The organism is Pseudomonas fungipugnans, assembly GCF_029955235.1.
Lineage (GTDB): Bacteria > Pseudomonadota > Gammaproteobacteria > Pseudomonadales > Pseudomonadaceae > Aquipseudomonas > Aquipseudomonas fungipugnans.
The window spans coordinates 2065961-2089812 of record NZ_JARBWL010000001.1 but is presented as its reverse complement, the minus strand read 5'-3'; the positions used below and the strand labels follow the sequence as shown (position 1 = coordinate 2089812).

The 23852-nt window shown below is 59.6% G+C and carries 17 protein-coding genes; 11 read left to right on the top strand and 6 right to left on the bottom strand.

Going from position 1 to position 23852, the window contains the following annotated elements; translation table 11 throughout:
* Positions 1-197 precede the first annotated feature (197 nt).
* Both POF45_RS08365 and POF45_RS08360 read left to right on the top strand, forming a co-directional pair.
* Entirely contained in the window at positions 198-395 is a 198-nt protein-coding gene (locus tag POF45_RS08365; protein WP_259495739.1) for a hypothetical protein, read from the top strand.
* Positions 396-865: 470 nt separating this feature from the next.
* Positions 866-5392, top strand: coding sequence for a beta strand repeat-containing protein (locus tag POF45_RS08360; RefSeq protein WP_282315506.1), 4527 nt, complete (start codon positions 866-868; stop codon positions 5390-5392).
* 160 nt (positions 5393-5552) lie between these two features.
* Here the strand turns inward: POF45_RS08360 and POF45_RS08355 are convergent, their stop codons facing one another.
* Positions 5553-8447, bottom strand: coding sequence for a ribonucleoside-diphosphate reductase subunit alpha (locus tag POF45_RS08355; RefSeq protein ID WP_259495736.1), 2895 nt, complete (start codon positions 8445-8447; stop codon positions 5553-5555).
* 731 nt (positions 8448-9178) lie between these two features.
* Here POF45_RS08355 and POF45_RS08350 point away from each other — a divergent pair.
* Positions 9179-9901: a winged helix-turn-helix domain-containing protein gene (locus POF45_RS08350; RefSeq protein WP_259503235.1), complete on the top strand. Its 723-nt coding sequence runs from the start codon at positions 9179-9181 to the stop codon at positions 9899-9901.
* Positions 9898-11508, top strand: coding sequence for an ATP-binding protein (locus tag POF45_RS08345; protein WP_259495735.1), 1611 nt, complete (start codon positions 9898-9900; stop codon positions 11506-11508). The genes POF45_RS08350 and POF45_RS08345 overlap by 4 nt, the downstream gene beginning before the upstream one ends.
* A 146-nt stretch (positions 11509-11654) precedes the next feature.
* On the opposite strand, the gene POF45_RS08340 is transcribed toward POF45_RS08345, so the two are convergent.
* Positions 11655-12374, bottom strand: coding sequence for a 4'-phosphopantetheinyl transferase family protein (locus POF45_RS08340; RefSeq protein ID WP_259503233.1), 720 nt, complete (start codon positions 12372-12374; stop codon positions 11655-11657).
* A 174-nt stretch (positions 12375-12548) separates the two neighbouring features.
* Positions 12549-13340: a dienelactone hydrolase family protein gene (locus POF45_RS08335; RefSeq protein ID WP_259495734.1), complete on the bottom strand. Its 792-nt coding sequence runs from the start codon at positions 13338-13340 to the stop codon at positions 12549-12551.
* Between the two features lie 145 nt (positions 13341-13485).
* Between POF45_RS08335 and POF45_RS08330 the strand changes: the two genes are divergently transcribed.
* The 3 genes from POF45_RS08330 to POF45_RS08320 all read left to right on the top strand — a co-directional run bounded on the left by POF45_RS08330 (position 13486) and on the right by POF45_RS08320 (position 16226).
* Entirely contained in the window at positions 13486-14088 is a 603-nt protein-coding gene (locus POF45_RS08330) for a hypothetical protein (RefSeq protein WP_259495733.1), read from the top strand.
* Between the two features lie 117 nt (positions 14089-14205).
* A complete protein-coding gene (locus POF45_RS08325; protein ID WP_259495731.1) occupies positions 14206-14883 on the top strand; it encodes a response regulator in 678 nt (225 codons plus the stop codon).
* Positions 14880-16226 (top strand): ATP-binding protein, encoded by a 1347-nt coding sequence (locus tag POF45_RS08320; protein WP_259495729.1) that lies wholly within the window; start codon positions 14880-14882, stop codon positions 16224-16226. The genes POF45_RS08325 and POF45_RS08320 overlap by 4 nt, the downstream gene beginning before the upstream one ends.
* A 283-nt stretch (positions 16227-16509) precedes the next feature.
* Here the strand turns inward: POF45_RS08320 and POF45_RS08315 are convergent, their stop codons facing one another.
* On the bottom strand, positions 16510-17508 hold the full coding sequence (locus POF45_RS08315) for an AraC family transcriptional regulator (protein WP_259503230.1): 999 nt from the start codon (positions 17506-17508) through the stop codon (positions 16510-16512).
* Between the two features lie 340 nt (positions 17509-17848).
* Here POF45_RS08315 and POF45_RS08310 point away from each other — a divergent pair, with 340 nt between their 5' ends.
* Entirely contained in the window at positions 17849-19183 is a 1335-nt protein-coding gene (locus POF45_RS08310; protein ID WP_259495728.1) for a dicarboxylate/amino acid:cation symporter, read from the top strand.
* Positions 19184-19328: 145 nt separating this feature from the next.
* On the top strand, positions 19329-20510 hold the full coding sequence (locus tag POF45_RS08305) for a CaiB/BaiF CoA transferase family protein (RefSeq protein ID WP_259495727.1): 1182 nt from the start codon (positions 19329-19331) through the stop codon (positions 20508-20510).
* Between the two features lie 138 nt (positions 20511-20648).
* Here POF45_RS08305 and POF45_RS08300 read toward each other — a convergent pair whose 3' ends face one another.
* Positions 20649-21143 carry a SprT family zinc-dependent metalloprotease gene (locus tag POF45_RS08300; protein WP_259495726.1) on the bottom strand — a complete coding sequence of 165 codons (495 nt, stop codon included), beginning with the start codon at positions 21141-21143 and terminating at the stop codon, positions 20649-20651.
* A 144-nt stretch (positions 21144-21287) separates the two neighbouring features.
* The gene (locus POF45_RS08295; protein ID WP_259495725.1) at positions 21288-21890 is read right to left on the bottom strand and encodes a Yip1 family protein; all 603 of its coding nucleotides are present in this window, start codon (positions 21888-21890) and stop codon (positions 21288-21290) included.
* 286 nt (positions 21891-22176) lie between these two features.
* Between POF45_RS08295 and ttcA the strand changes: the two genes are divergently transcribed.
* Together ttcA and POF45_RS08285 are read left to right on the top strand one after the other, a co-directional pair.
* Positions 22177-23001: a tRNA 2-thiocytidine(32) synthetase TtcA gene (ttcA, locus tag POF45_RS08290; protein WP_259495724.1), complete on the top strand. Its 825-nt coding sequence runs from the start codon at positions 22177-22179 to the stop codon at positions 22999-23001.
* Positions 23002-23122: 121 nt separating this feature from the next.
* Positions 23123-23797, top strand: a complete 675-nt coding sequence (locus POF45_RS08285) for a DNA-3-methyladenine glycosylase I (protein ID WP_259495723.1) — start codon at positions 23123-23125, stop codon at positions 23795-23797.
* Positions 23798-23852: the final 55 nt, after the last annotated feature.

Sequence of the window (23852 nt, the reverse complement as noted above, 5' to 3'; positions counted from 1 at the left end):
TGGAGTAAGGTGCGCGCTCTTTTCGAGGTTTAAGTAACTGTGGAAGTTGCTGCTGGTGCCGTGCTGTTTACGGTGGCAGTGGTGCGCTGCGGTTGCGGCCCTTGATGGGTGCGAATTATTAATCGTTCGGATTGCAAGTTGCCGACAGGCTGGCTGGCAGTATCGGGTGCAGGGCGTTTTTTTAAAGGGAGATTGTTATGTCACTGCGTATGGGTTTGGGATTTGTTCTGGCTGCTAATTTGTTGTTGGGTGCGGTGTCTGTTCAGGCAGCGCCAGCGGCCTGGCATAAATATCAATCCGCATCAACGGGCCGGATCATGTGCAGTAACGTTCCTCAAGCGGCGGGCTGGATCAAGTTGATTGGCTCCTATAACAATGCGGCTTGCCGTCCTTGATGATGTGAGGGGGCCAAATGACGGGCCCCTCGTTACCGTCTCTCGTTGAATCAGCGATTTTATGCGTTGCATGAAGCGACCTGTCTGATTCGAGTACGAGGGGTTATGTGAAAGGGAACTTACTATGTCACTGCGTTTAGGTTTGGGTTTTACTCTGGCCGCTACTTTGCTGTTGGCCGCCGTGTGTGTTCAGGCGAAGCCGGCTTCCTGGTGGAAGTATCAATCTGCATCTACCGGTCGCTTCATATGCAGTAACGTACCCCAGCCGACAGGCTGGATTCGCATGTCCGGTCCGTACAACAATGGCGGTTGCCGTCCGTAAGTGAATGGCGGCGATGTGTCCTGGCGCCGCCATACAGTTGTTGAGTGGAAGTTAGTCAGATCTGAAAAGCCCCTTTCTTGAAAGGGGCTTTTTTGTTTGCGTCGCAATAAGCGTTCTCTATTCCAACACACACACAAGGAAGAATGTAATGGCGGTAATCAATGGTACCAACGCTGCAGACACGCTGATAGGTACTGCGGGCGATGATCAAATACGCGGGTTTGAAGGCGACGATATCCTGAACGGTGGGGATGGCAATGACTTGCTCATCGGTGGCGCGGGCGCTGACCAACTCATTGGCGGCGCGGGCATCGACATTGCCAGTTACGAAGATATCGTCTCGGGTACAGGGGTGACGATCAACCTGAAAACCGGTGTTCACACGGGCTTTGCTGCCGGCGATACATTCAGTGGCATTGAAGTGTTTCGTGGTTCCAGCTACACCGACACCTTTGTCAGCGACGCTGGCGCTACCACTTTTGAGGGGGGGAATGGCTACGATACCCTGAGCTTTGTCGGCTCCGGCCAAGGGGTCAACGTGACCGTGGCCAACGGTGCAGGCACCGGGCTCGGTGGCGATGCGCAAGGCGATACGTTCAGCGGCATCGAGGTGATCACAGGTTCAGCCTACGATGACGTCTTTACCCTGAACGCTGGCACCATGACGTTTAACGGTGGCGCCGGTAACGACATCTACATCATTAACGGCAGCGGGTCGGCAGGGGTTGGCGAGTTGGCCGGCGGCGGTGACGACGAGATTCGTACCAACCAGGCCAGCATGGGGATGAGTGCTGAAGTCGAGCGCCTGACCTACACCGGCACTGGCAACTTCACCGGGCGCGGCAATGCCGGGGACAACATCATCACTGGCGGCGCGGGCAATGATCTGCTCATCGGTGGTGCGGGTGCCGACCAATTGATTGGCGGCGCGGGCATCGACATTGCCAGTTACGAAGATATCGTCTCGGGTACAGGGGTGACGATCAACCTGAAAACCGGTGTTCACACGGGCTTTGCTGCCGGCGATACATTCAGTGGCATTGAAGTGTTTCGTGGTTCCAGCTACACCGACACCTTTGTCAGCGACGCTGGCGCTACCACTTTTGAGGGGGGTAATGGCTACGATACCCTGAGCTTTGTCGGCTCCGGCCAAGGGGTCAACGTGACCGTGGCCAACGGTGCAGGCACCGGGCTCGGTGGCGATGCGCAAGGCGATACGTTCAGCAGCATCGAGGTGATCACGGGATCGGCTTACGATGACGTCTTGACCGTAAACGCCGGCAACATGGCGTTTAACGGTGGCGCCGGTAACGACATCTACATCATCAACGGCACCGGGTCGGCAGCGGTCGGCGAGTTGGCCGGCGGCGGCGACGACGAGATTCGGACCAACCAGGCCAGCATGGGTATGGGGGCTGAAGTCGAGCGTCTGACCTACACCGGCACTGGCAACTTCACCGGGCGCGGCAATACCGGGGACAACATCATCACGGGCGGCGCCGGCAACGACCTGCTCATCGGTGGCGCGGGCGCTGACCAATTGATTGGCGGCGCCGGTATCGACACGGCCAGCTATGAGGACAGTAATTCCACTGGCGTGACCATCAACCTGAAAACCGGTGTCCATACCGGTTTCGCCCTGGGCGATACTTTCTCCGGTATCGAGATCATCCGTGGCAGCCAGAACAGTGACACGTTCGTCAGCGGCCAAGAAGCAATTACCTTTGACGGCGGCACGGGTAACGCTGTTGATACGGTTGATTACTCGACGTCCGCTGAGGCCGTCAACATCACCCTCACCACACTCGGCGTGGGCAGCGGGCGGGGTGGCGACGCTCAAGGCGATGCGTTTATCAACATCGAGAAAATCGTCGGCTCGGCCCGGGACGATGTATTCACCAGCGGTGCCGCGAGCTTCACGCTGCAGGGCGGAGCGGGTAACGATCTGTACATCATCAACGGCCCTGCCTATCAAACCGTGATTGAGGCCGCAGGTGGCGGTGACGACGAGGTACGTACCTCGCTGCTGAACATGACATTGAGCGCCGAAGTCGAGCGCCTGACCTACACCGGCACCGGCAATTTCATCGGTACTGGCAATGCCGGCAACAACATCATCACCGGTGGTGCGGGCAACGACCTGCTGATGGGCGGCGCGGGTGCTGATGCTTTCATCGGCGGGGCCGGCACCGATACGGTCAGTTACGACGACTCCACCGTCGGCCTGACGGTGAACCTGAAAACCGGCGTTCATACAGGCATTGCTGCTGGCGACACCTTTGACGGCATCGAAATCATTCGCGGCTCCAGGTACAGCGATACGTTCTTCGCAAGCGCCGGCGTCGACAAGTTCGACGGTGGCAATGCCAACATGGGCGACGTGGACGTCGTCGACTACTCGCTGTCCTCCGCGGCCATTAACCTGACCCTGGTTTCCGGAGGCGGCACTGGCCTGGGTGGCGATGCCGAGGGTGATTCGTTCTCCGGGATCGAGAAGGTGATCGGTTCGGACTACGATGATGTGTTCAGCTATTCCACGACAGGCACCCTGACCCTGCAGGGTGGGGCTGGTAACGACGTCTACATCGTCAACAACAGCGCTTCGGCCGTGATTATCGAAGCGGTCGGCGGCGGTGACGATGAAGTACGGACCAACCAGGCCAGCCTGAGCCTGTCCAACAACGTCGAGCGTCTGACTTACACCGGTACTGGCAACTTCACCGGTCGCGGCAACGCCACGGACAACATCATCACCGGTGGCGCGGGTAACGACACCTTGCTGGGAGGGGGTGGCGCCGACCGTTTCATCGGCGGCAGTGGCACCGACACCGTCAGCTATGACGACAGCACCGTTGCCGTGACGCTCAACTTCAAGACCGGCGTGCACAGCGGTATTGCAGCGGGCGACACCTACACCGATATCGAATTGATTCGGGGCTCGCAGTATGGCGACACGTTCATGGGCGGTGCGTTGGCGGACAAATTCGACGGTGGAGCAGGCACCGCAATCGACGTGGCGGATTACTCGCAATCCAGCCAGGGCGTGACCCTGACATTGGGTGCAACCGGTGTTGGAACCGGAACCGGCATGGGGGGCGATGCTGAAGGCGATAGCTTCACGGGGATCGAGAAGGTCGTGGGCTCGGCCTACAACGACGTCTTCATGGCCAACACCAACTCGGCCGGTTTTACGGTACAGGGCGGGGCGGGTGACGATGTCTACATTCTCAACAACGCCAATTACGGCGCTATCGTCGAACTTGCCGGTGGCGGTAATGATGAAGTGCGCACCAATCAGGCGCTTTACCAGCTCAACGCAGGCATCGAGCGCCTGACGTATACCGGCACGGCCAATTTCCAGGCATGGGGTAATGCCCTGGACAACATCATCACTGGCGGGGCGGGTAACGACACCCTGATGGGCGGCGATGGAGGCGACACGTTCATTGGCGGGGCGGGCTTCGATACTGTCAGCTACAACGACATCGGACCGATCGGCGTGACCATCAACCTCAAGACTGGCGAGCATACGGCGATCGCCAAGGGCGATACCTTCGACAGCATCGAGAAGATCGTAGGGTCGGGCCGCGACGATACTTTTATCGGTAACGAACTGGCCAATAACTTCGATGGTGCTCTGGGGCGCGATACCGTCAGCTTTGCCTTTGAAAGCTCGGCCATCACACTGGACCTTACCCAGCCTTTGACTGGGGCAGCGGCAGGTGACATCTATACCAATATCGAGAACTGGGAAGGCACTGCGTTCAACGATACGTTGATCGGTGGAGCTGGCGACCAGACGTTCATTGGGGGCAAGGGCGCTGACTTTATCGATGGAGGGGCAGGGACTGCCGATGCAGCCTGGTACATCGGCAGTTCGGCGGCGGTGCAAATCGACATGCTGGCAGGCACGGTTACCGGGGGCGATGCCACCGGCGATGTGCTGGTCAATATCGAAGGTCTGCATGGTTCGGCATTCGCCGACACCCTGACCGGCAACGCCGTTCAAAACGAAATCTATGGCGGCGAAGGTAATGACCAGATCTTTGGTGGCGACGGCAACGACTACCTCTACGGTGGCAAGTATGAGCCATTTGCCTTCAACGGCCCGGATCGCAGCGGCACCGCCGAAGCGGATCAGCTCTGGGGTGGCAATGGCGATGACACCCTGTGGGGCGCCAACAACGACATGGGGAGCATCCTGCATGGCGATGCCGGCAACGACACACTTCGTGTCTACGTGGGCATTGCCTATGGCGACGAAGGCAATGACAAGTTGATGGGCGAGGGGCGTGGATACCAGCTGTATGGCGGCGCCGGTTCGGACACCCTGACCCTGCTGGGTGGTGGCTATGCCAATGGCGGCGAGGGCGGCGACACTTACAAAGTGCAATCGTCTACCAGCGTCATGATCAAGGACGACGGTGGTTCGGGTCGTGACGTGGTCCAGCTCCTGGATATCCAGTCTTATGCGGACGTGATCTTCAAGTCCGATGGGACCAACGCCCTGATCTACAATGCCGTGGAGTGGAAAGCCGGTAACCAGAGCAACGCGGTGATTCTTGTTGATTGGTATGCGGGTTCCAACACCATCGAGTCATTTACCACGGTCAATGGCGACTCGTTCACCATTCCAGTGGTAGGGCAGGCGGCGTCCGAGCTGTCGATGGTCTGACGGCCACGCGGCACTTAACAAAAACGGCGAAACCTGTCATTCAGGTCTCGCCGTTTTTTTTGTGCCTGGCGCTTTCTCACCAGGCAAAAGAAAACCCCCGACCAGCCAGAGGCTCATCGGGGGTTTCAGGTCAGCGCCGTCAAGCGCCTACCGGTTCAGCTTATTGGCAAGCTTCGCAATCCGGCTCGTCAATCGCGCAGGCCTTGGGCACTGGCGCCGGACCGGCAGGGGCTGCCAGGACCGAATCTTCACCGTGGTTGCCGCCGCTGGAAACAGCGTTCAGCTTGCCGGTGTTGATGGTCGACTTCTCGGTGCTGGTTGCGGCCAGGGCACGGAGGTAGTAAGTGGTTTTCAGACCACGGTACCAGGCCATGCGGTAGGTCACGTCCAGCTTCTTGCCCGAAGCGCCGGCGATGTACAGGTTCAGCGACTGAGCCTGGTCGATCCACTTCTGACGACGGCTGGCGGCGTCAACGATCCACTTGGTGTCCACTTCGAAGGCCGTCGCGTAGAGCTCTTTGAGTTCTTGCGGGATGCGCTCGATCTGTTGCACGGAACCGTCGTAGTACTTCAGGTCGTTGATCATGACCGAGTCCCACAGCCCGCGAGCCTTGAGGTCGCGAACCAGGTACGGGTTGATCACGGTGAATTCGCCCGACAGGTTCGATTTCACATAGAGGTTCTGGTAGGTCGGTTCGATCGACTGCGAGACGCCAGTGATGTTGGCGATGGTTGCGGTCGGTGCGATGGCCATGATGTTGGAGTTACGAATGCCTTTCTGTACACGGGCACGAACCGGTGCCCAGTCCAGGGATTCGTTCAGGTCAACGTCGATGTACTTCTGGCCACGTTGCTCGATCAGGATCTGTTGCGAATCCAGCGGCAGGATGCCCTTGGACCACAGCGAACCCTGGAACGTCTCGTAGGCGCCGCGCTCGTCAGCCAGGTCGCAGGAAGCCTGGATCGCGTAGTAGCTGACCGCTTCCATGGACTTGTCGGCGAACTCGACGGCAGCGTCGGAACCGTAAGGGATGTGCTGCAGGTACAAGGCGTCCTGGAAGCCCATGATGCCCAGGCCGACCGGACGGTGCTTGAAGTTGGAGTTCTTCGCTTGCGGCACCGAGTAGTAGTTGATGTCGATCACGTTATCGAGCATACGAACAGCGGTGTTCACGGTGCGTTCCAGCTTGGCGGTGTCCAGCTTGCCGTTGACGATGTGGTTCGGCAGGTTGATCGAGCCCAGGTTGCAAACGGCAATCTCGTCCTTGTTGGTGTTCAAGGTGATCTCGGTGCACAGGTTCGAGCTGTGAACCACGCCCACGTGCTGCTGCGGGCTGCGCAGGTTGCACGGGTCTTTGAAGGTCAGCCATGGGTGGCCGGTTTCAAACAGCATGGACAGCATCTTGCGCCACAGGTCTTTGGCCTGGATGGTCTTGAACAGCTTGATCTTGCCCGGGTACTCGGACAGGGCTTCGTAGTACTCGTAGCGTTCTTCGAAGGCCTTGCCGGTCAGGTCGTGCAGGTCCGGTACTTCGGATGGCGAGAACAGGGTCCACTTGCCGTCATCGAAGACGCGCTTCATGAACAGGTCAGGGATCCAGTTGGCAGTGTTCATGTCGTGGGTACGACGACGGTCATCACCGGTGTTCTTGCGAAGTTCGATGAACTCCTCGATGTCCATGTGCCAGGTTTCCAGGTAGGCACACACAGCGCCTTTGCGCTTGCCACCCTGATTGACGGCAACGGCGGTGTCGTTCACCACTTTCAGGAACGGTACAACGCCCTGGGATTTGCCGTTGGTGCCCTTGATGTACGAACCCAGCGCACGAACCGGTGTCCAGTCGTTGCCCAGGCCGCCAGCGAATTTCGACAACATGGCGTTGTCGTGGATCGCGTGGTAGATGCCCGACAGGTCATCCGGCACGGTGGTCAGGTAGCAGCTGGACAGCTGTGGACGCAGGGTGCCGGCGTTGAACAGGGTAGGGGTCGAGGACATGTAGTCGAAGGACGACAACAGGTTGTAGAACTCGATCGCACGGTCTTCCTTGTTCTTCTCTTCGATCGCCAGGCCCATGGCCACGCGCATGAAGAAGATCTGCGGCAGTTCGAAGCGGATACCGTCCTTGTGGATGAAGTAACGGTCGTACAGGGTTTGCAGGCCCAGGTAGGTGAACTGCTGATCGCGCTCGTGGTTGATCGCCTTGCCGAGTTTTTCCAGGTCGAAGGTGGCCAGGACCGGGTTCAGCAATTCGAATTCGATACCCTTGGCGATGTACGCAGGCAAAGCCTTGGCGTACAGGTCAACCATCTCGTGGTGGGTCGCGCTTTCGGCAACGTTCAGGAAGCTCAGGCCTTCGGCACGCAAGGTGTCCATCAACAGGCGGGCGGTGACGAACGAGTAGTTCGGCTCACGCTCGACCAGCGTACGGGCGGTCATTACCAGGGCGGTGTTGACGTCGGTCAGGGCCACGCCGTCGTACAGGTTCTTCAGGGTTTCGCGCTGGATCAGGTCGCCGTCGACTTCTTCCAGGCCTTCGCACGCTTCGGTGACGATGGTGTTCAGGCGACCCATGTCCAGCGGTGCAAAAGTGCCGTCGGCGCGGGTGATGCGGATCGACGGATGCGCGTTGACCGCTTCTTCGGTCGGGGCGCGGGTGGCGCGTTCTTTCGAACGACCGTCACGGTAGATCACATAGTCGCGGGCTACTTTCTGCTCGCCGGCACGCATCAGGGCCAGTTCGACCTGGTCCTGGATTTCTTCGATGTGGATGGTGCCACCCGATGGCATGCGACGCTTGAAGGTCGCGGTGACCTGTTCGGTCAGGCGGGCAACGGTGTCGTGGATTCGCGACGAGGCAGCAGCGGTGCCGCCTTCAACTGCGAGAAACGCTTTGGTGATGGCGACGGTGATTTTGTCATCGGTATAAGGAACGACAGTGCCGTTACGCTTGATCACGCGCAGTTGGCCAGGCGCGGTGGCGGACAGATCCGAATTCGAATCAGCGGCCTGCGGCAAGGTGCCCTGCGGGTTCTCGCGAGTTGTGTCGGTTTGCATGGGGGGGTGTCTCCACGTTCTCTATGTTTGTTTGGGCACCATCACGGTGCCCACCGTTCCGTCCTGAAGCACTACAACCGGCAGCGCCGGGCATAACGACCTCGGGACAGTTCAGGAAGGGGGCCTTTGGAGCGCCGCTTCCATGCCGAAGTCTTGGGTGACCAGCCGTAAGCTGGAAACCGGATTCCTGTGGGTGACAGTCAAGGACTGCAACACCCGTACCGTTTTCGCCGATTTGTGCAGAAAACAGCCGCCATCCGCACGCGCGGTTTGGTCTTCTAAAAATACGTTTGGTTCAACCAGGCAGAGGCAATAAAGCGCTTGAGTTTGGTGCCTGATTTGTGTTTGGTTTTTTGCGCAAAACCCTACATGTAGGGTTTTTTTGGCGCCGAGCTACAAGATAATGCGTTTTGGGGGGTGTTGCAACGTACTACCTGTGGATAAACCTGTGCGTAAATTGTGTGTGAAACGTGGAACGAGCGTGTAGGCCGCGACCCTGCTGCATTGCACCGTTTGTCATCGTTTCTTCACGATCCAAAACGGCTTGGGCGGTTTTTTAAGGGCGCGAACCCTATCACAAAAAACCGGCTTGTCCGAACGCATTTACCGACTTGTGTTCTCGCTGATCGGCGTTTATACAATCGGGCGGCACATACGCATTCTTATCCTCCTTATTCATTACAAAAAGACGGGAGGATCCGCCCTTTTTGTATTGGCAAGCAGAGGTCACCGTGGAGCAAGAAGCCTGGCAGATATTGATTGTCGAGGACGACCAGCGTCTGGCCGAACTCACTCGCGATTACCTGCAAGTCAACGGCCTGCGCGTGGAAATAGAAGGCAATGGCGCGCTGGCGGCGGCGCGGATCATCAAGGAACAACCGGACCTGGTGATCCTCGACCTGATGCTCCCCGGCGAAGACGGCTTGAGTATTTGCCGCAAGGTCCGCGACCGCTATGACGGCCCGATCCTGATGCTCACGGCGCGCACCGACGACACCGACCAGATTCTCGGCCTGGACCTGGGCGCCGACGATTACGTGTGCAAACCCGTGCGTCCGCGCCTGCTGCTGGCGCGTATCCAGGCCCTGCTGCGGCGCAGTGAGGCCCCCGAGGCCGCGCCGGAAAAACAGCGTCGTCTGCAGTTCGGCCCGCTGGTGGTGGACAACGCCCTACGCGAGGCCTGGTTGCAGGGCAACGGCATCGAGTTGACCAGCGCCGAGTTCGACCTGCTGTGGCTGCTGGTGGCCAATGCCGGGCGCATCCTTTCTCGCGAAGAGATTTTCACCGCCCTGCGCGGCATTGGCTATGACGGCCAGGACCGTTCCATCGATGTACGCATTTCGCGCATCCGGCCCAAGATTGGCGACGACCCGGACCACCCGCGGTTGATCAAGACCGTTCGCAGCAAGGGTTACCTGTTCGTCCCTGAAGCCTGCGCAGACCTGGCCCTGTGAACTCGATTTTCCTGCGCATCTATGGCGGCATGTGTGCGGCGCTGATTCTGGTAGCGCTGCTCGGCGTGCTGGCTTTGCACTTGCTCAATCAGGTGCGCAGCGAGCAATACCGCGAGCGCCTGGCCCACGGCACGTTCTCGTTGATGGCCGACAACCTGCAACCGATGAATGAAACCGAGCGCCACCGTGCCTTGCTGGTGTGGGAGCGCCTGTTGGGCATTCCGCTGGCGTTGCAGACGTTCGCCCAGACCGACCTCGACCTCACCCAGCGTACCCGCATACAGCGCGGCCAGGCCCTGGTGGAGCAGACCGGGCCACACGCGGCGAAGGTCTATCGGTTGGTCAGCGACAAGGAACAGCTTGTATTGACAGGGGAGGTGCAGCAGATCAGCGAGCAACTGGCCCGGGCGACCATCTACCTGTTGGCCGATGAATTGGTGCGCTACCCGGTGGCCGAGCAGCCCGAGCGGCTGGCGTTGCTTAAAGAAGACAAAGGCTTTGGCTTCGACTTGCGACTGGTCACCATCGATCAGGCCGATATGGACGAGGACCAGAGCCGACGCGTGTCCGAGGGCGACACGGTGATGGCGTTGGGCAAGGGCGGTGATTCGATCCGGGTGTTCGCCGGCATGGTCGGTACGCCGTGGGTACTGGAGATCGGCCCGCTGTATCAAATGAATCCTTATCCGCCTGAATGGCTGGTGCTGATTGCCGCATTGGGCTTGAGCCTGATCGGGTTGATCGTCTATTTGCTGGTGCGGCAACTGGAGCGTCGTTTGCGCGGTCTTGAAGCCGCCGCAACGCGCATCGCCAAGGGCAGCCTGGAAACCCGCGTGCCGGCTCGAGGCGCCGACTCGGTGGGACGTCTGGCCCAGGCGTTCAACGGCATGGCCGAGCACTTGCAGCAGTTGCTGGCGATCCAGCGAGAACTGGTGCGCGCCGTCTCTCACGAGCTGCGCACCCCGGTGGCGCGGTTGCGTTTCGGCCTGGAAATGATCGGCTCGGCCACTACGCCGCAAGCGCTGGAAAAATACCGCGAGGGCATGGACCACGACATCGAGGACCTCGACCGTCTGGTGGACGAGATGCTCACCTACGCACGGCTGGAGCAGGGCTCGCCGGCGCTGGATTTTCAGCGAGTCGATCTGGATGCACTGGTCAATCAGGTCATCGCCGAACTGGCGCCGTTGCGCGTCGGCGTGACGGTGCAGCGTGGCCTGTGCCTGTCGGCCGCCGATTGCGACGATGCCTGGGTCGAGGCCGAACCGCGCTACCTGCATCGGGCGTTGCAAAACCTGGTGAGCAACGCCATGCGCCATGCCCAGTCACAGGTGACCGTCAGCTATCAGGTGGGGCAGCAGCGCTGTCGGGTGGATGTCGAGGATGACGGGCCGGGCGTGCCGGAAGCCGCGTGGGAGAAAATCTTCACGCCCTTTCTGCGCCTTGACGACAGCCGTACTCGTGCTTCTGGTGGCCACGGGTTGGGGTTGTCGATCGTGCGACGGATTGTGCATTGGCATGACGGTCGGGCGCTGATCAGCAAGAGCAAAAGCCTGGGTGGGGCGTGCTTCAGCCTGAGTTGGCCGAGGAATCAGGAGCGGCGTTGAGCAAGGCACTGTGTCAGTAAATATGGATGTTGAAGCTGATAGCCTCTTCGCGGGCAAGCCCGCTCCCGCACTGGATCTACGTCACACCAAAGCACCCTGTGGGAGCGGGCTTGCCCGCGAAGGGGCCCTGTCAAACAGCCAGGACTTCAGGCCTTGATACTGACCAGACTCAACAACTGCCCATCCTGCACTGCAAATTGCGCATCCAGCTCAGTGCCGCTGCACCATTCACTGGACAGATCAGTGAGCAGCCGCAGCCGTACCTCACCGCCCTCGGTCCACTCCAGCATTTCAGCATGCTCGAAATAGAAGCGCTTCTGCACAATCGGGTACAGCGCCTTGAACAGGCTTTCCTTCACCGAAAACGTCAGCGTGACCCACTGCGCCAATTGATCGCGCTCGGCGGCGGCCATGCGCTGCATCTCGGGTTGGGTGAGAATTTCCCCGGCCAGGCGTTCGGCCCGATCATGGTCGAGCAGGTTTTCCAGGTCCATGCCCAGGCCACGCCACTGGGTTTTGTGCGCGACAATCGCTGCCGCTCGACCCGTGCTGTGGGTGATCGAACCACTGATGTGCGATGGCCAGACGGGCGCTCGGTCATCACCAATGGCCGGGATGAAGTTCAGTCCTTCCAGTTGCTGCAGCGCCGCCCGGGCGCAGACACGCCCGGCCAGAAACTCCGCCTGACGCTTGGCCACTGAACGCTGAATACTCGCCGGCGGCGCGATGGCGCTGCGCAGGAAATCATCGATGGCCAGTTGCGACGGATCGAAATGGGTACTGAGCAACACCGTATCGGGCAGCACGAAGGGCAGCGGCCAATGGGCGTCGAGTGGGGTGCAGCAGGTGGGGAGGATAGGGATCATGATGGACATTTTGCCGTTCAGTTAAAGATTTGAACACTGCAATCCTTGTGGGAGCGAGCTTGCTCGCGATGGCGTCGTGTCAATCAACATCCATCTCGAATGTGATGCCGCTATCGCGAGCAAGCTCGCTCCCACAGGTGTTGTGTCTTTAACTGACGATGCAGTGCCAAGCCTTCAACCAAAAATCTTCTTGAAAAACGCCTGCATGTCCTTCCACGAACTTTCATCCGCCGCCTTGTTGTAGCCGATGTCCGGCCCGCCATGATCACCATGGCTCAGGCGATCGGCATCCGGGTTGGTAAAGCCGTGTTTGGCATCTGCCAGGCTGACGAACTTGTAGTCGGCGCCAGCCTTGTCCATTTCAGCTTTGAAAGCGGTGACGTTCTGCGCTGTGACCATGCTGTCCCTGGCGCCATGCTCGACCAGGATTTTGGCTTTCACGCTGCCCGGTGTCGCCGGCGTATTGGTCGTCAGGGCTCCGTGGAAACTCACCACACCGGCCAGCGGCAAGCCTTGACGCGCCGCATTCAACACCACGCCACCGCCGAAGCAATAACCGATGGCGGCCAGTTTGTTCGGATCGGTTTGCGGCTGTTTGCGCAACAGATCAAGCCCCGCCTGAAACCGTGCGCTGGCCACGGCGCTGTTCTTCGACACCTCTTGCATGAACGCCATCGCATCCTTCGGATGTTCAGTATTTTTGCCGCCGCCATACATGTCGATCGCCAGCGCGCTATAGCCCAGGCCGGCCAGGTCACGGGCGCGGCGCTTGGCGTAATCGTTGAGGCCCCAGAACTCATGCACCACCACAATGCCGGGGCGCGGGCCTTTGATCGCGTCATCGAAGGCGTAGTAGCCGATCATCTTGGTGCCATCGGCACTCTCGTAAGGAATTTCCTGAGTCTGGATGGCGGCCTGGGTCAGCCCGCTGAGGGCCAGCAAGGTAAGGGCAAGCAAAAGGCGCATGGTGAGATCTCCTTGAATGAAATGTGTTGAAACAGCCTAGTCCATTTGATTCAGCCAAGGTTCAGAGTGCGTTCAGAGTGCGTTCAGCGGCGGGTGCGTAACCTTGCCCCGTACCCAAAAAGCAAAGCACATAAGGAAACTCCCTATGACTTTATTGAAAAAAGTGCTTCTGGCCTTCACCGTGCTCGGCGCCAGCGCCGCAGCTCACGCCAGTGACGATACTTTCGCCAGCCTGACGCTGGGACAAACCAGCGACAAGGTTAAAAAATCCCACGCCCTGAACGACAACCTCAACCACCCGAACGCCGACGGCGTGATCGGCAAGGACACCACCTGGGGTGTGCGTCTGGGTCAGCAAAACAGTCAGGGTCGCTACTACGCTACCTACGACAACGTGTCGGGCGCGCACAATGGCATTAAACTGCGCCAGGAAAACCTGCTGGGCAGCTACGATCTGTTCTATCCAGTGAGCGGTAGCACCAAATTGTTTGGCGGTGCCACTGCTGGTTTGACCAAAATGACCCAGGAATCGCCAGGTTTCAGCCGCGACAGCGATATTGGCTACGCCCTCGGCGGTCAGGTCGGTGTGGTGCAGCAAGTTTCACAAAACGCCTCGGTCGAGCTGGGTTACCGTTATCTGCGCAGCAACGCCAGCACAGAAATGAGCGAGCGCGGTGGCAGCAAACAAGGGTCGCTGGCCCTGAACAGCAGCGCCCAGACGTACCTGTCGGCCAACTACATGTTCTAACAGGTAGTTCGCCCGACCAGCGCCGGATTCCCCGAAAAGGGTGATCCGGCGTTGCCATATTGGTCATCGAGGTACATGCCGTACCTCAGGAGATGTTGTTTTGCCCGGGAGAGCGTTATGAAACTGCTGGTCGTCGAAGATGAAGCGCTGTTGCGCCATCACCTGCAAACCCGCCTGACAGATGGTGGCCACGTGGTTGAGTCCGTGGCCAACGCCGAGGAGGCGTTGTATCAGACCGAGCAGTTCAATCATGATCTGGCGGTGATCGACCTCGGCCTTCCAGGCATGGGCGGTCTGGACCTGATTCGTCATCTGCGCTCGCAGGGCAAGACCTTCCCGATCCTGATCCTCACCGCACGCGGCAACTGGCAGGACAAGGTCGAGGGCCTGGCCGCCGGTGCGGATGACTATGTGGTCAAGCCGTTCCAGTTCGAAGAGCTGGATGCCCGGCTCAACGCCTTGCTGCGCCGCTCCAGCGGCTTTACGCAGTCGACCATCACCGCCGGGCCGCTGGCGCTGGACCTTAATCGCAAGCAGGCGCTCCTCGACGAACAGCCGTTGGCGCTGACGGCCTATGAGTACCGAATTCTCGAATACCTGATGCTGCATCATCAGCAAGTGGTGTCCAAGGACCGCCTGATGGAACAGCTCTACCCGGACGACGACGAGCGCGATCCGAACGTGATCGAAGTGCTGGTCGGCCGTCTGCGCCGCAAACTCGAAGGTCCGGCCGGGTTCAAGCCGATCGACACCGTGCGGGGCCTGGGCTACCTGTTTAACGAGCGCTGCGCTTGATTCGCTCCCTGCGTGTACGCTTGATGCTCGCCGCCACGCTGTTGGCGGTGTTGTTCATGCTCGCGTTGTTACCGGCCATGCAGGGTGCGTTCAGTCTGGCGTTGCAGGATTCGATCGAACAGCGCCTGGCGTCTGACGTCACCACGCTGATCTCCGCCGCCCGGGTGGAGAACAATCATCTGGTCATGCCGGCGCAATTACCTGATGAGCGCTTCAATCTTACCGACAGCCGCTTGCTCGGCTATGTCTATGACCGTGAAGCTCATCTGGTCTGGCGCTCGCGGGCCACTCAGGAAGAAAAGATCAACTACAAGCCGCGTTATGACGGGCAAGGTAACGAGTTCGCCAGAATTCGCGAGACCGATGGCGAGGAGTTCTTCGTCTACGACGTCGAGGTCAAATTGCTGGGGGGTAAAAACGCGGCATTCAGCTTCGTCGCGTTGCAGCCGGTACGCGAATACGAAGCCACCCTCGAAGGCCTGCGGGAAAACCTCTACCTCGGGTTCGGGGCGGCGTTGCTGGTGCTGTTGTCATTGCTGTGGATTGGCTTGACCTGGGGTCTGCAAGCCTTGCGCCGGCTGAGCCAGGAGCTCGATCAGATCGAAAGCGGCACCCGCGAAAGCCTCAGCGAAGAACACCCGCGTGAGTTGTTGCGCCTGACCGGCTCCCTCAACCGCTTGCTGCACAGTGAACGTGAACAGCGCAGCCGTTACCGCGATTCCCTAGACGACCTGGCCCACAGCCTGAAGACCCCGTTAACGGTATTACAAGGCGTAAGCGAAGATATGGCGCTGCGTCCGCGGGATCGAGATCAGGCCTGGGTGCTGCAATCGCAGATCGAACGCATGAGTCAGCAAATCAGTTACCAGTTGCAACGGGCCAGCTTGCGAAAGAGCGGTCTGGTGCGCCACCAGGTACGCCTGCGCCCGGTGCTGCAAAGCCTGTGCGACACGCTCGACAAGGTCTATCGCGACAAGCGCGTGCGGGTCGCCTTCGACCTGCCGGACCCGTGTTATGTGCCGATCGAGCAGGGTGCGTTGCTGGAAATGCTGGGTAACCTGCTGGAAAACGCCTATCGCCTGTGCCTGAGTGAAGTGCGCATCAGCGTGCGCGAAACCCACAGCATGATCGAGTTGTGTGTCGAAGATGACGGCCCCGGTGTGCCACCGAACCAGCGTGCACGCATCCTCCAGCGCGGCGAACGCCTGGACCGCCAGCATCCGGGGCAGGGCATTGGTCTGGCGGTGGTCAAGGACATCATCGAAAGCTATAGCGCCAAGTTGACCCTGGGTGATTCACCGATGGGCGGGGCGGCGTTCCGGATTCATTTTCCGGTGGTTTGATGACGTTCTCACAGGCCTCTTCGCGAACAGCCTCGCTCCCACATTAGATCTCAAGTGTTCACGCAAGCATGAGTTCACTGAAGGTCCCTGTGGGAGCGGGCTTGCCCGCGATGGCGACCTGTCTGGCACAATGATTTTGGATGTGCCGACGCCTTCGCGAGCAAGCTCGCTCCCACAGGGTATTCGCGGTGAACGCTGACTTCTGAGCACCGCAGAACAGATGTGGGAGCGAGCTTGCTCGCGATGGCGCCCGTCAAAGCAGCCGGGTATCTGTTGGCGAAACTCAATTTTCCTGCGCGCGATAGGCCCCTGGCGTCACCCCGGTCCACTTCTTGAACGCCCGATGAAACGCCGAAGGCTCGGAAAATCCCAACTGCTCGGCAATCTGTTGCAACGACAGATCCGCCCGCCCCAGGTGATAAATCGCGATGTCCCGGCGCAACTGATCCTTCAACTCCTGAAAGCTCGATCCCTCTTCACGTAAATGCCGGCGCAATGTCTGCGGGCTGATGTGCAGGTGCGCCGCCACGGTTTCCAGATCGGGCCAGCGCGCGTTGTCGCGGCTGAGCAAGCGGCGCAACTGACTGCTCAAGCTGTCGCCGTCGTCCGGGCGCGACAGCAGGTCGGCGGGGGAGCGTTCGAGAAAATGCTTGAGCGTCCGTTCATCCTGCAACAGCGGCATGTGCAGATAACGACTGTGAAACAGCAGGCTGCTGCGATTTGCGGCAAACACCTGGGGGCAGGGAAACAACAGGTCGTATTCGGCGCCATGTCCGGGCCTCGGGTAGCTGAACGTCGTTTGTTCCAAACGAATACGCTGGCCGATCAGCCAACTGGCGAAGCGGTGCCAGATCACCAGCAGGCACTCAGTGAGGAAGTGATCCGGGTCCCAAAGCTGCGAATCGTCCAGGCTCAGGCGCACCCATTCGTCTTCGCGGCTCAGGCACAGGCGCGGAGCCTCGGGGAATAAGCTATAAAACAATAAGCCACGATTGAGTGCCCTCTCCAGGTTGCGGCAGTGAATCACCGCATGGCACATCATCGCGAAACTGCCAGGCTTGCTCGGGGCCGGGCCGAAACCCAGGTATTCGTCGTCCAGTGCCAGCCACAGGTTCTGGATCAACCGGGTGAACTGCTCCGGCGCAAGACGTGCCCGCGGCTCATCCAGCAACTCGGCGCTGATCCCGAGTTGCTGCAAAAGGCTTGAGTAATCGTAGCCACGCTTGCGGGCGCCACCGAGGGCGGCGCGGGCGAAATGACTGGCGATGGTGCGTTCGCGCATGGCTGCTGGCATCTGTCCATTGAGCGGCGGATGGTAGCCGTGTGGGCTGACGATGAACAAGGCGGATATCCGCCAAATTGTAGGACGAGATCGGGATGATAGGCGGAAATCCGCCATATCTTTGTAACGGCCTGGTGACGAGGAAAAAGCTGCGGGCCTTGATGTCAAAAGGCTTACAAGCTTTTCGGCAAAAGTGGCACGGGCTTTGCGATAGACGAGACAGAAGCCTGCCTTTGCGCAGCTCGACAAAACAAATCCCTCCAGTGCAGGAGGGTTCGCAAATGAGGTGCCGCTGACAACAGATGGAGGTTGTCGCGGGACGCTCTTGAGGAACTTTGCAATGACGACTCGTCAGCCACTGTACAAATCCCTGTATTTCCAGGTGATCGTTGCCATCGCCATCGGCATCCTGCTCGGTCACTTCTACCCGCAGACCGGTGTGGCGCTCAAGCCGCTGGGTGACGGGTTCATCAAACTGATCAAAATGGTCATTGCCCCGATCATCTTCTGTACCGTTGTCAGCGGTATCGCTGGCATGCAGAGCATGAAATCGGTTGGTAAAACCGGCGGCTACGCGCTGTTGTACTTCGAAGTCGTTTCCACCATTGCCCTGTTGATCGGCCTGGTCGTGGTCAACGTTGTGCAGCCGGGCGCCGGCATGCACATCGACGTCGCCACCCTTGACGCTTCGAAAGTCGCTGCCTATGTAACGGCTGGCGCAGACCAGAGCATCGTCGGCTTCCTGCTTAACGTAATCCCGAATACCATCGTCGGCGCGTTCGCCAACGGCGACATCCTGCAAGTGCTGATGTTCTCGGTGATCTTCGGTTTCGCCCTGCATCGCCTGGGTGCCTACGGCAAGCCGGTACTGGACTTCATCGATCGCTTCGCCCACGTGATGTTCAACATCATCAACATGATCATGAAGCTGGCGCCACTCGGTGCGCTGGGTGCCATGGCGTTCACCATCGGCGCCTACGGTGTCGGTTCGCTGGTGCAACTGGGCCAGTTGATGATCTGCTTCTACATCACCTGCGTGCTGTTCGTGGTCTTCGTGCTGGGCGCCATCTGCCGTGCTCACGGCTTCAGTGTTCTGAAACTGATTCGCTACATCCGTGAAGAACTGCTGATCGTGCTGGGTACTTCCTCTTCGGAATCCGCTCTGCCACGCATGCTGATCAAGATGGAACGCCTGGGTGCGAAGAAATCCGTCGTCGGCCTGGTCATCCCGACCGGTTACTCGTTCAACCTCGACGGTACGTCGATCTACCTGACCATGGCTGCCGTGTTCATCGCCCAGGCGACTGACACCCACATGGACATCACCCACCAGATCACCCTGCTGCTGGTCCTGCTGCTGTCCTCCAAAGGCGCTGCGGGCGTGACCGGTTCGGGCTTCATCGTGCTGGCAGCTACCCTGTCCGCCGTTGGCCATCTGCCGGTTGCCGGTCTGGCGCTGATCCTGGGTATCGACCGCTTCATGTCTGAAGCCCGCGCCCTGACCAACCTGGTGGGCAACGCCGTTGCGACCCTGGTCGTGGCCAAGTGGGTCAAGGAACTGGATGAAGACAAACTGCACACCGAACTGGCTTCCGGTGGTCGCGGTATCTCCGACACCCGTGAAGACGACGACCTGGGCGTGGCTGAAGGCCCGGCCCCAACCAGCGTCAAGTAACACGCGCTGTAATGAAAAAACCCGCTTCGGCGGGTTTTTTCATGAGCGCGATTGAGCGCAACGGTCACTGCCCCTGATGCATAAGGTGATTGCCGCCAGGCCATCCGCTGCCTAGGCTGGAGGCATCGCATAAGGAGAACGCCCAATGCCCGGTCCACTGGCATCACTCAAGGTTCTGGATTTCTCGACACTGTTGCCGGGGCCGTTCGCTTCGTTGCTGCTGGCGGACATGGGCGCCGAGGTGCTGCGCATCGAGTCGCCGACCCGCCTGGACCTGCTGCGAGTGCTGCCGCCCCACGATCAGGGCGTTTCGGCCAGCCACGCCTACCTGAACCGCAACAAGCGCAGCCTGGCGCTGGACCTCAAGCAGCCCGAGGCGCTGGAGGTGATCAGGTCGCTGTTGCGGGACCACGACATCGTGCTGGAACAGTTCCGCCCCGGCGTGATGGAACGCCTCGGCCTGGGCTATGAGGCCTTGAAGGCGATCAACCCGAAGCTGATCTATGTGTCGATCACCGGTTACGGCCAGACCGGCCCCTACAAGGACCGCGCCGGACACGACATCAACTACCTGGCCCTGGCGGGGCTGGCGAGCTACACCGGCCGCGCCGACAGTGGCCCGTTACCGTTGGGTATGCAGGTGGCGGATGTCGCTGGTGGTTCGTTGCACGGGGTCATTGGCTTGTTGGCAGCGGTGATTGCTAGACAGCAGACGGGGCAGGGGCAGCACCTGGACGTGAGCATGACCGACTGCGCGTTCAGCCTGAATGCCATGGCCGGCGCCGGGTACCTGGCCTGTGGCGCGGAGCCAGGGCCGGAAGACCAGATGCTCAACGGTGGCAGCTTTTATGATTATTACCGCTCGCGAGACGGGCGGTGGATGTCCGTAGGTAGCCTGGAGCCGGCGTTCATGCTGCAACTGTGTACGGCACTCGGTCGCCCGGAGCTTGCCGCGCAAGGCCTGTCGCCCCAACCTGCGCAACAGCAGGCGCTGAAGAATGAGTTGAGGGTCGAGTTCGAGAAACATGACTTTGCCCAACTGTGCGAATTGTTTGCCGGGGTCGATGCGTGTGTCGAGCCGGTGCTGCGCCTGGGGGAGGCGGTGCGGCATCCGCAGGTGCGGGCGCGGGATCTGGTGAAGCAGGTGCCGCGGGGCGATGGCTCCAGTCAGGCGCAGATGGCGTGCCCGTTGAAGTTTTCAGGCGGCTTGCCCGAGCCTCGGCATATGGGTGCAGGGTTGGGGGAACATACGGATCAGGTGTTGGGGGAGTTGGGGTTCAGTGCGCAGCGGATAGAAGCGCTGCGGCGTGCCAAGGTGATTGTGTAGGGGGCGTAGCGGCCTCATCGCGGGCAAGCCCGGCTCCCACATTGGAGCTTCAGTGGGCATAGAATCTGTGAACACCTGAGATCCCTGTGGGAGCCGGGCTTGCCCGCGATGAGGCCAGCTCAAACACCACAAATACAGCTACTCGACCCGCATCTCCCCACTAAACACCAACGTACTGCGACACCGCCGACACAAATACCTGCGTCCCTGCCGCACCAGGCCATGGCGCTGCGCCGAGAACGGGAAATCACTGTCGGCACACGGGCATTTATAGATATAGCGGGTCACGCTGCGGCGTTTGACGTCATAGGTATGGCAGCGATTGGGCGGCAGTTCGTATACGCCACGCATGATCAACTGCCATTCCTCCCCATGGGGCTGAATACGGTCGCCGAACAATTGATGTGCGATCAGGTGCGCCACTTCGTGGGCCACGGTCTGCTTGAGAAAGTCTTCGGTGTTTTCCCGGTACAACTGCGGGTTGAAGCGCAGCAGGTTCTCGTGCAAATGCGCGACACCGGCTTTTTGCCCGCGCAGCTTGAGGCTCACCACGGGGCGTTTGAAAGGTCGTTTGAAAAAGGATTCGGCTTGCAGGAAACAGTCTTCGACGCGGGTATTGAGTGGCTCGGGCATGCTTGATGGGTCTCCAGAGTGGCCGAGTATGGCGCAAACTCCCGGGAATACGAAAAGCCGAACTGCCGAATGGTCGTGTGGCGCATTAAAAGGCCGCCTCGCGGCGGCCTGTGTCGGCAGATCTTGTTTTGGGTGCACGAGCCTCTAATTGGTATAGACCGGCCCCACGCCGAGTCCCCAGACGATGACGGTAAAGGCCATTATCGCTACCAGCACCACCAGCCCGACGGCCAGCACCGAACTGGAAAACAGAAAGCCTTCATCCGACGGGATATTCATGAAGGTCGGCAAGCCGACATATAACAGGTAAACCGTGTAACAAATGGCCGCCGTACCGATGATCATCCCCAGCCACATATGCGGATACAGCGCCGCCAGGCCACCGACAAACAGCGGGGTTGCGGTGTACGTGGCAAACGCCACACATCGGGCCAGGCTTGGATTGGCATCGTAGGTGCGGGCCATCCAGTGCACGAACGCACCCATCACCGCCACGCCACCGAGCATCGCCAGGTACGACATGACCGTCATCCAGATCGCGCTTTCCACGGTCAGCATGACCGGCGCCCGACTGCCAATGACCCAGCCGACCTGCGTGGTGCCGATAAACGCCGACACCGCCGGAATGGCCGCCAGAATCAGGGTGTGGGTCAGGTACATGTGGCTGATGCTTTCCTCCTGGTCGCCACGGATTTCCTTCCATTCTTGATCAGGGTGGGTGAAGAGCCCCACTACGTGATGGATCATGCCAGTCACTCCTCTTGTTTTTACCATCGCCCCCCAGTGGAGCGCCTACGGGCCAGCGCGGCCAAGTAAGTAAAGGTCTGAATATGTGTGCGACCTTATGTCGCAGTATAGAAAGGAGTTCCCTTGGCGGAAGTAGGGGGGTTAGAGCAAATCGCGCTGTAAACAACTCTGTTAATCGCCGCCGGGTCTGTATCCCCGATCCCACAGTGAATTGTGGGACTCTTCGCCCCGGCAGTGATTTTGCGTAAAATGTCGGCCTTTCGTCACACCTCACGGATTTCGCGTCATGGGCACTCTCACGGTCAACCAGAACAAACTGCAAAAGCGCCTTCGCCGTCAGGCCGGTGAGGCTGTCGCCGATTTCAACATGATTGAAGACGGCGACAAGGTCATGGTCTGCCTGTCCGGTGGCAAAGACAGCTACACCATGCTCGATGTGCTGCTGCATTTGCAGAAGGTCGCGCCGATCAAGTTCGAGATCGTCGCCGTGAACATGGACCAGAAACAGCCAGGTTTCCCGGAGCATGTGCTGCCGGCCTATCTCAAGGAACTGGGCATCGAGTACCACATCGTCGAGAAAGACACCTATTCGGTGGTCAAGGAACTGATCCCGGAAGGCAAGACCACCTGCTCGCTGTGCTCGCGCTTGCGTCGTGGCACGCTCTACACCTTTGCCGACGAAATCGGCGCGACCAAGATGGCCCTCGGTCACCATCGCGATGACATCGTCGAGACGTTCTTCCTCAACATGTTCTTCAACGGCTCGCTCAAGGCCATGCCGCCGAAACTGCGGGCCGACGACGGGCGCAACGTGGTGATCCGCCCGCTGGCCTATTGCAACGAAAAAGACATACAGGCCTACTCGGACTTCAAACAATTCCCGATCATCCCGTGCAACCTCTGCGGCTCCCAGGAAAACCTGCAACGCCAGGTGGTCAAGGACATGCTGCAAGACTGGGAACGCAAGACCCCGGGGCGCACCGAAAGCATTTTCCGCAGCCTGCAGAATGTGATTCCGTCGCAACTGGCGGACCGCAACCTGTTCGATTTCACAAACCTGCGAATCGACGAATCGGCGGCATCGCGCTTCGTCAACGTAGTGAACCTCTAAGCAGCCTGAGCGAGCTGGCTCGCGAAAGCGGTGTGCCATTCAACTGAGATGGCGGCTGACACTGCGCTTCGCGAGCCAGCTCGCTCCCACAGGTTTTTCATTTCAATCCCCAGGAGAGGGCATGCGCGATTACAAATGGCTGCACGAATACTGTCTGAACCGCTTTGGTTCGGCGGCTGAACTGGAAGCCCATCTGCCGGTTCCGAAAACCCCGGCGCAATTGCGCAAGATCAGCGACGATCGCTACCTCTCGACCATGGCGCTGCGGGTGTTCCGCGCCGGGCTCAAGCACAGCCTGGTGGACGCCAAGTGGCCGATGTTCGAAGAAGTGTTCTTCAAGTTCGACCCGGAAAAAGTCGTGCTGATGAGCGCCGAGCACCTTGAGCGCCTGATGCAGGACGCGCGGATCATCCGCCATCTGGGCAAGCTCAAAAGCGTGCCGCGCAATGCGCAGTTCATCCTCGACGTGGCGCATGAGAAGGGCAGCTTCGGCGCGCTGATCGCCGATTGGCCGGTGACCGATATCGTCGGCCTGTGGACCTACCTGAAAAAACACGGTCATCAGTTGGGCGGGCTCTCGGCTCCGCGCTTTTTGCGCATGGTCGGCAAGGATACGTTTGTGCCCAGCTATGACGTGGTGGCCGGGTTGAATGCGCAGAAGATCGTCGACAAGGTGCCGACCAGCCAGAGGGATCTGGCGTTGGTGCAAGAGGTGTTCAACCAGTGGCATGAACAGAGTGGCGGGCGGGCGATGAGCCAGATTTCGATGATGCTGGCTTACACAGTGAATCATTGACACCGAATCGTCTCATTCGCGAACAGGCTCGCTCCCACAGGGGGATTTGTGAACG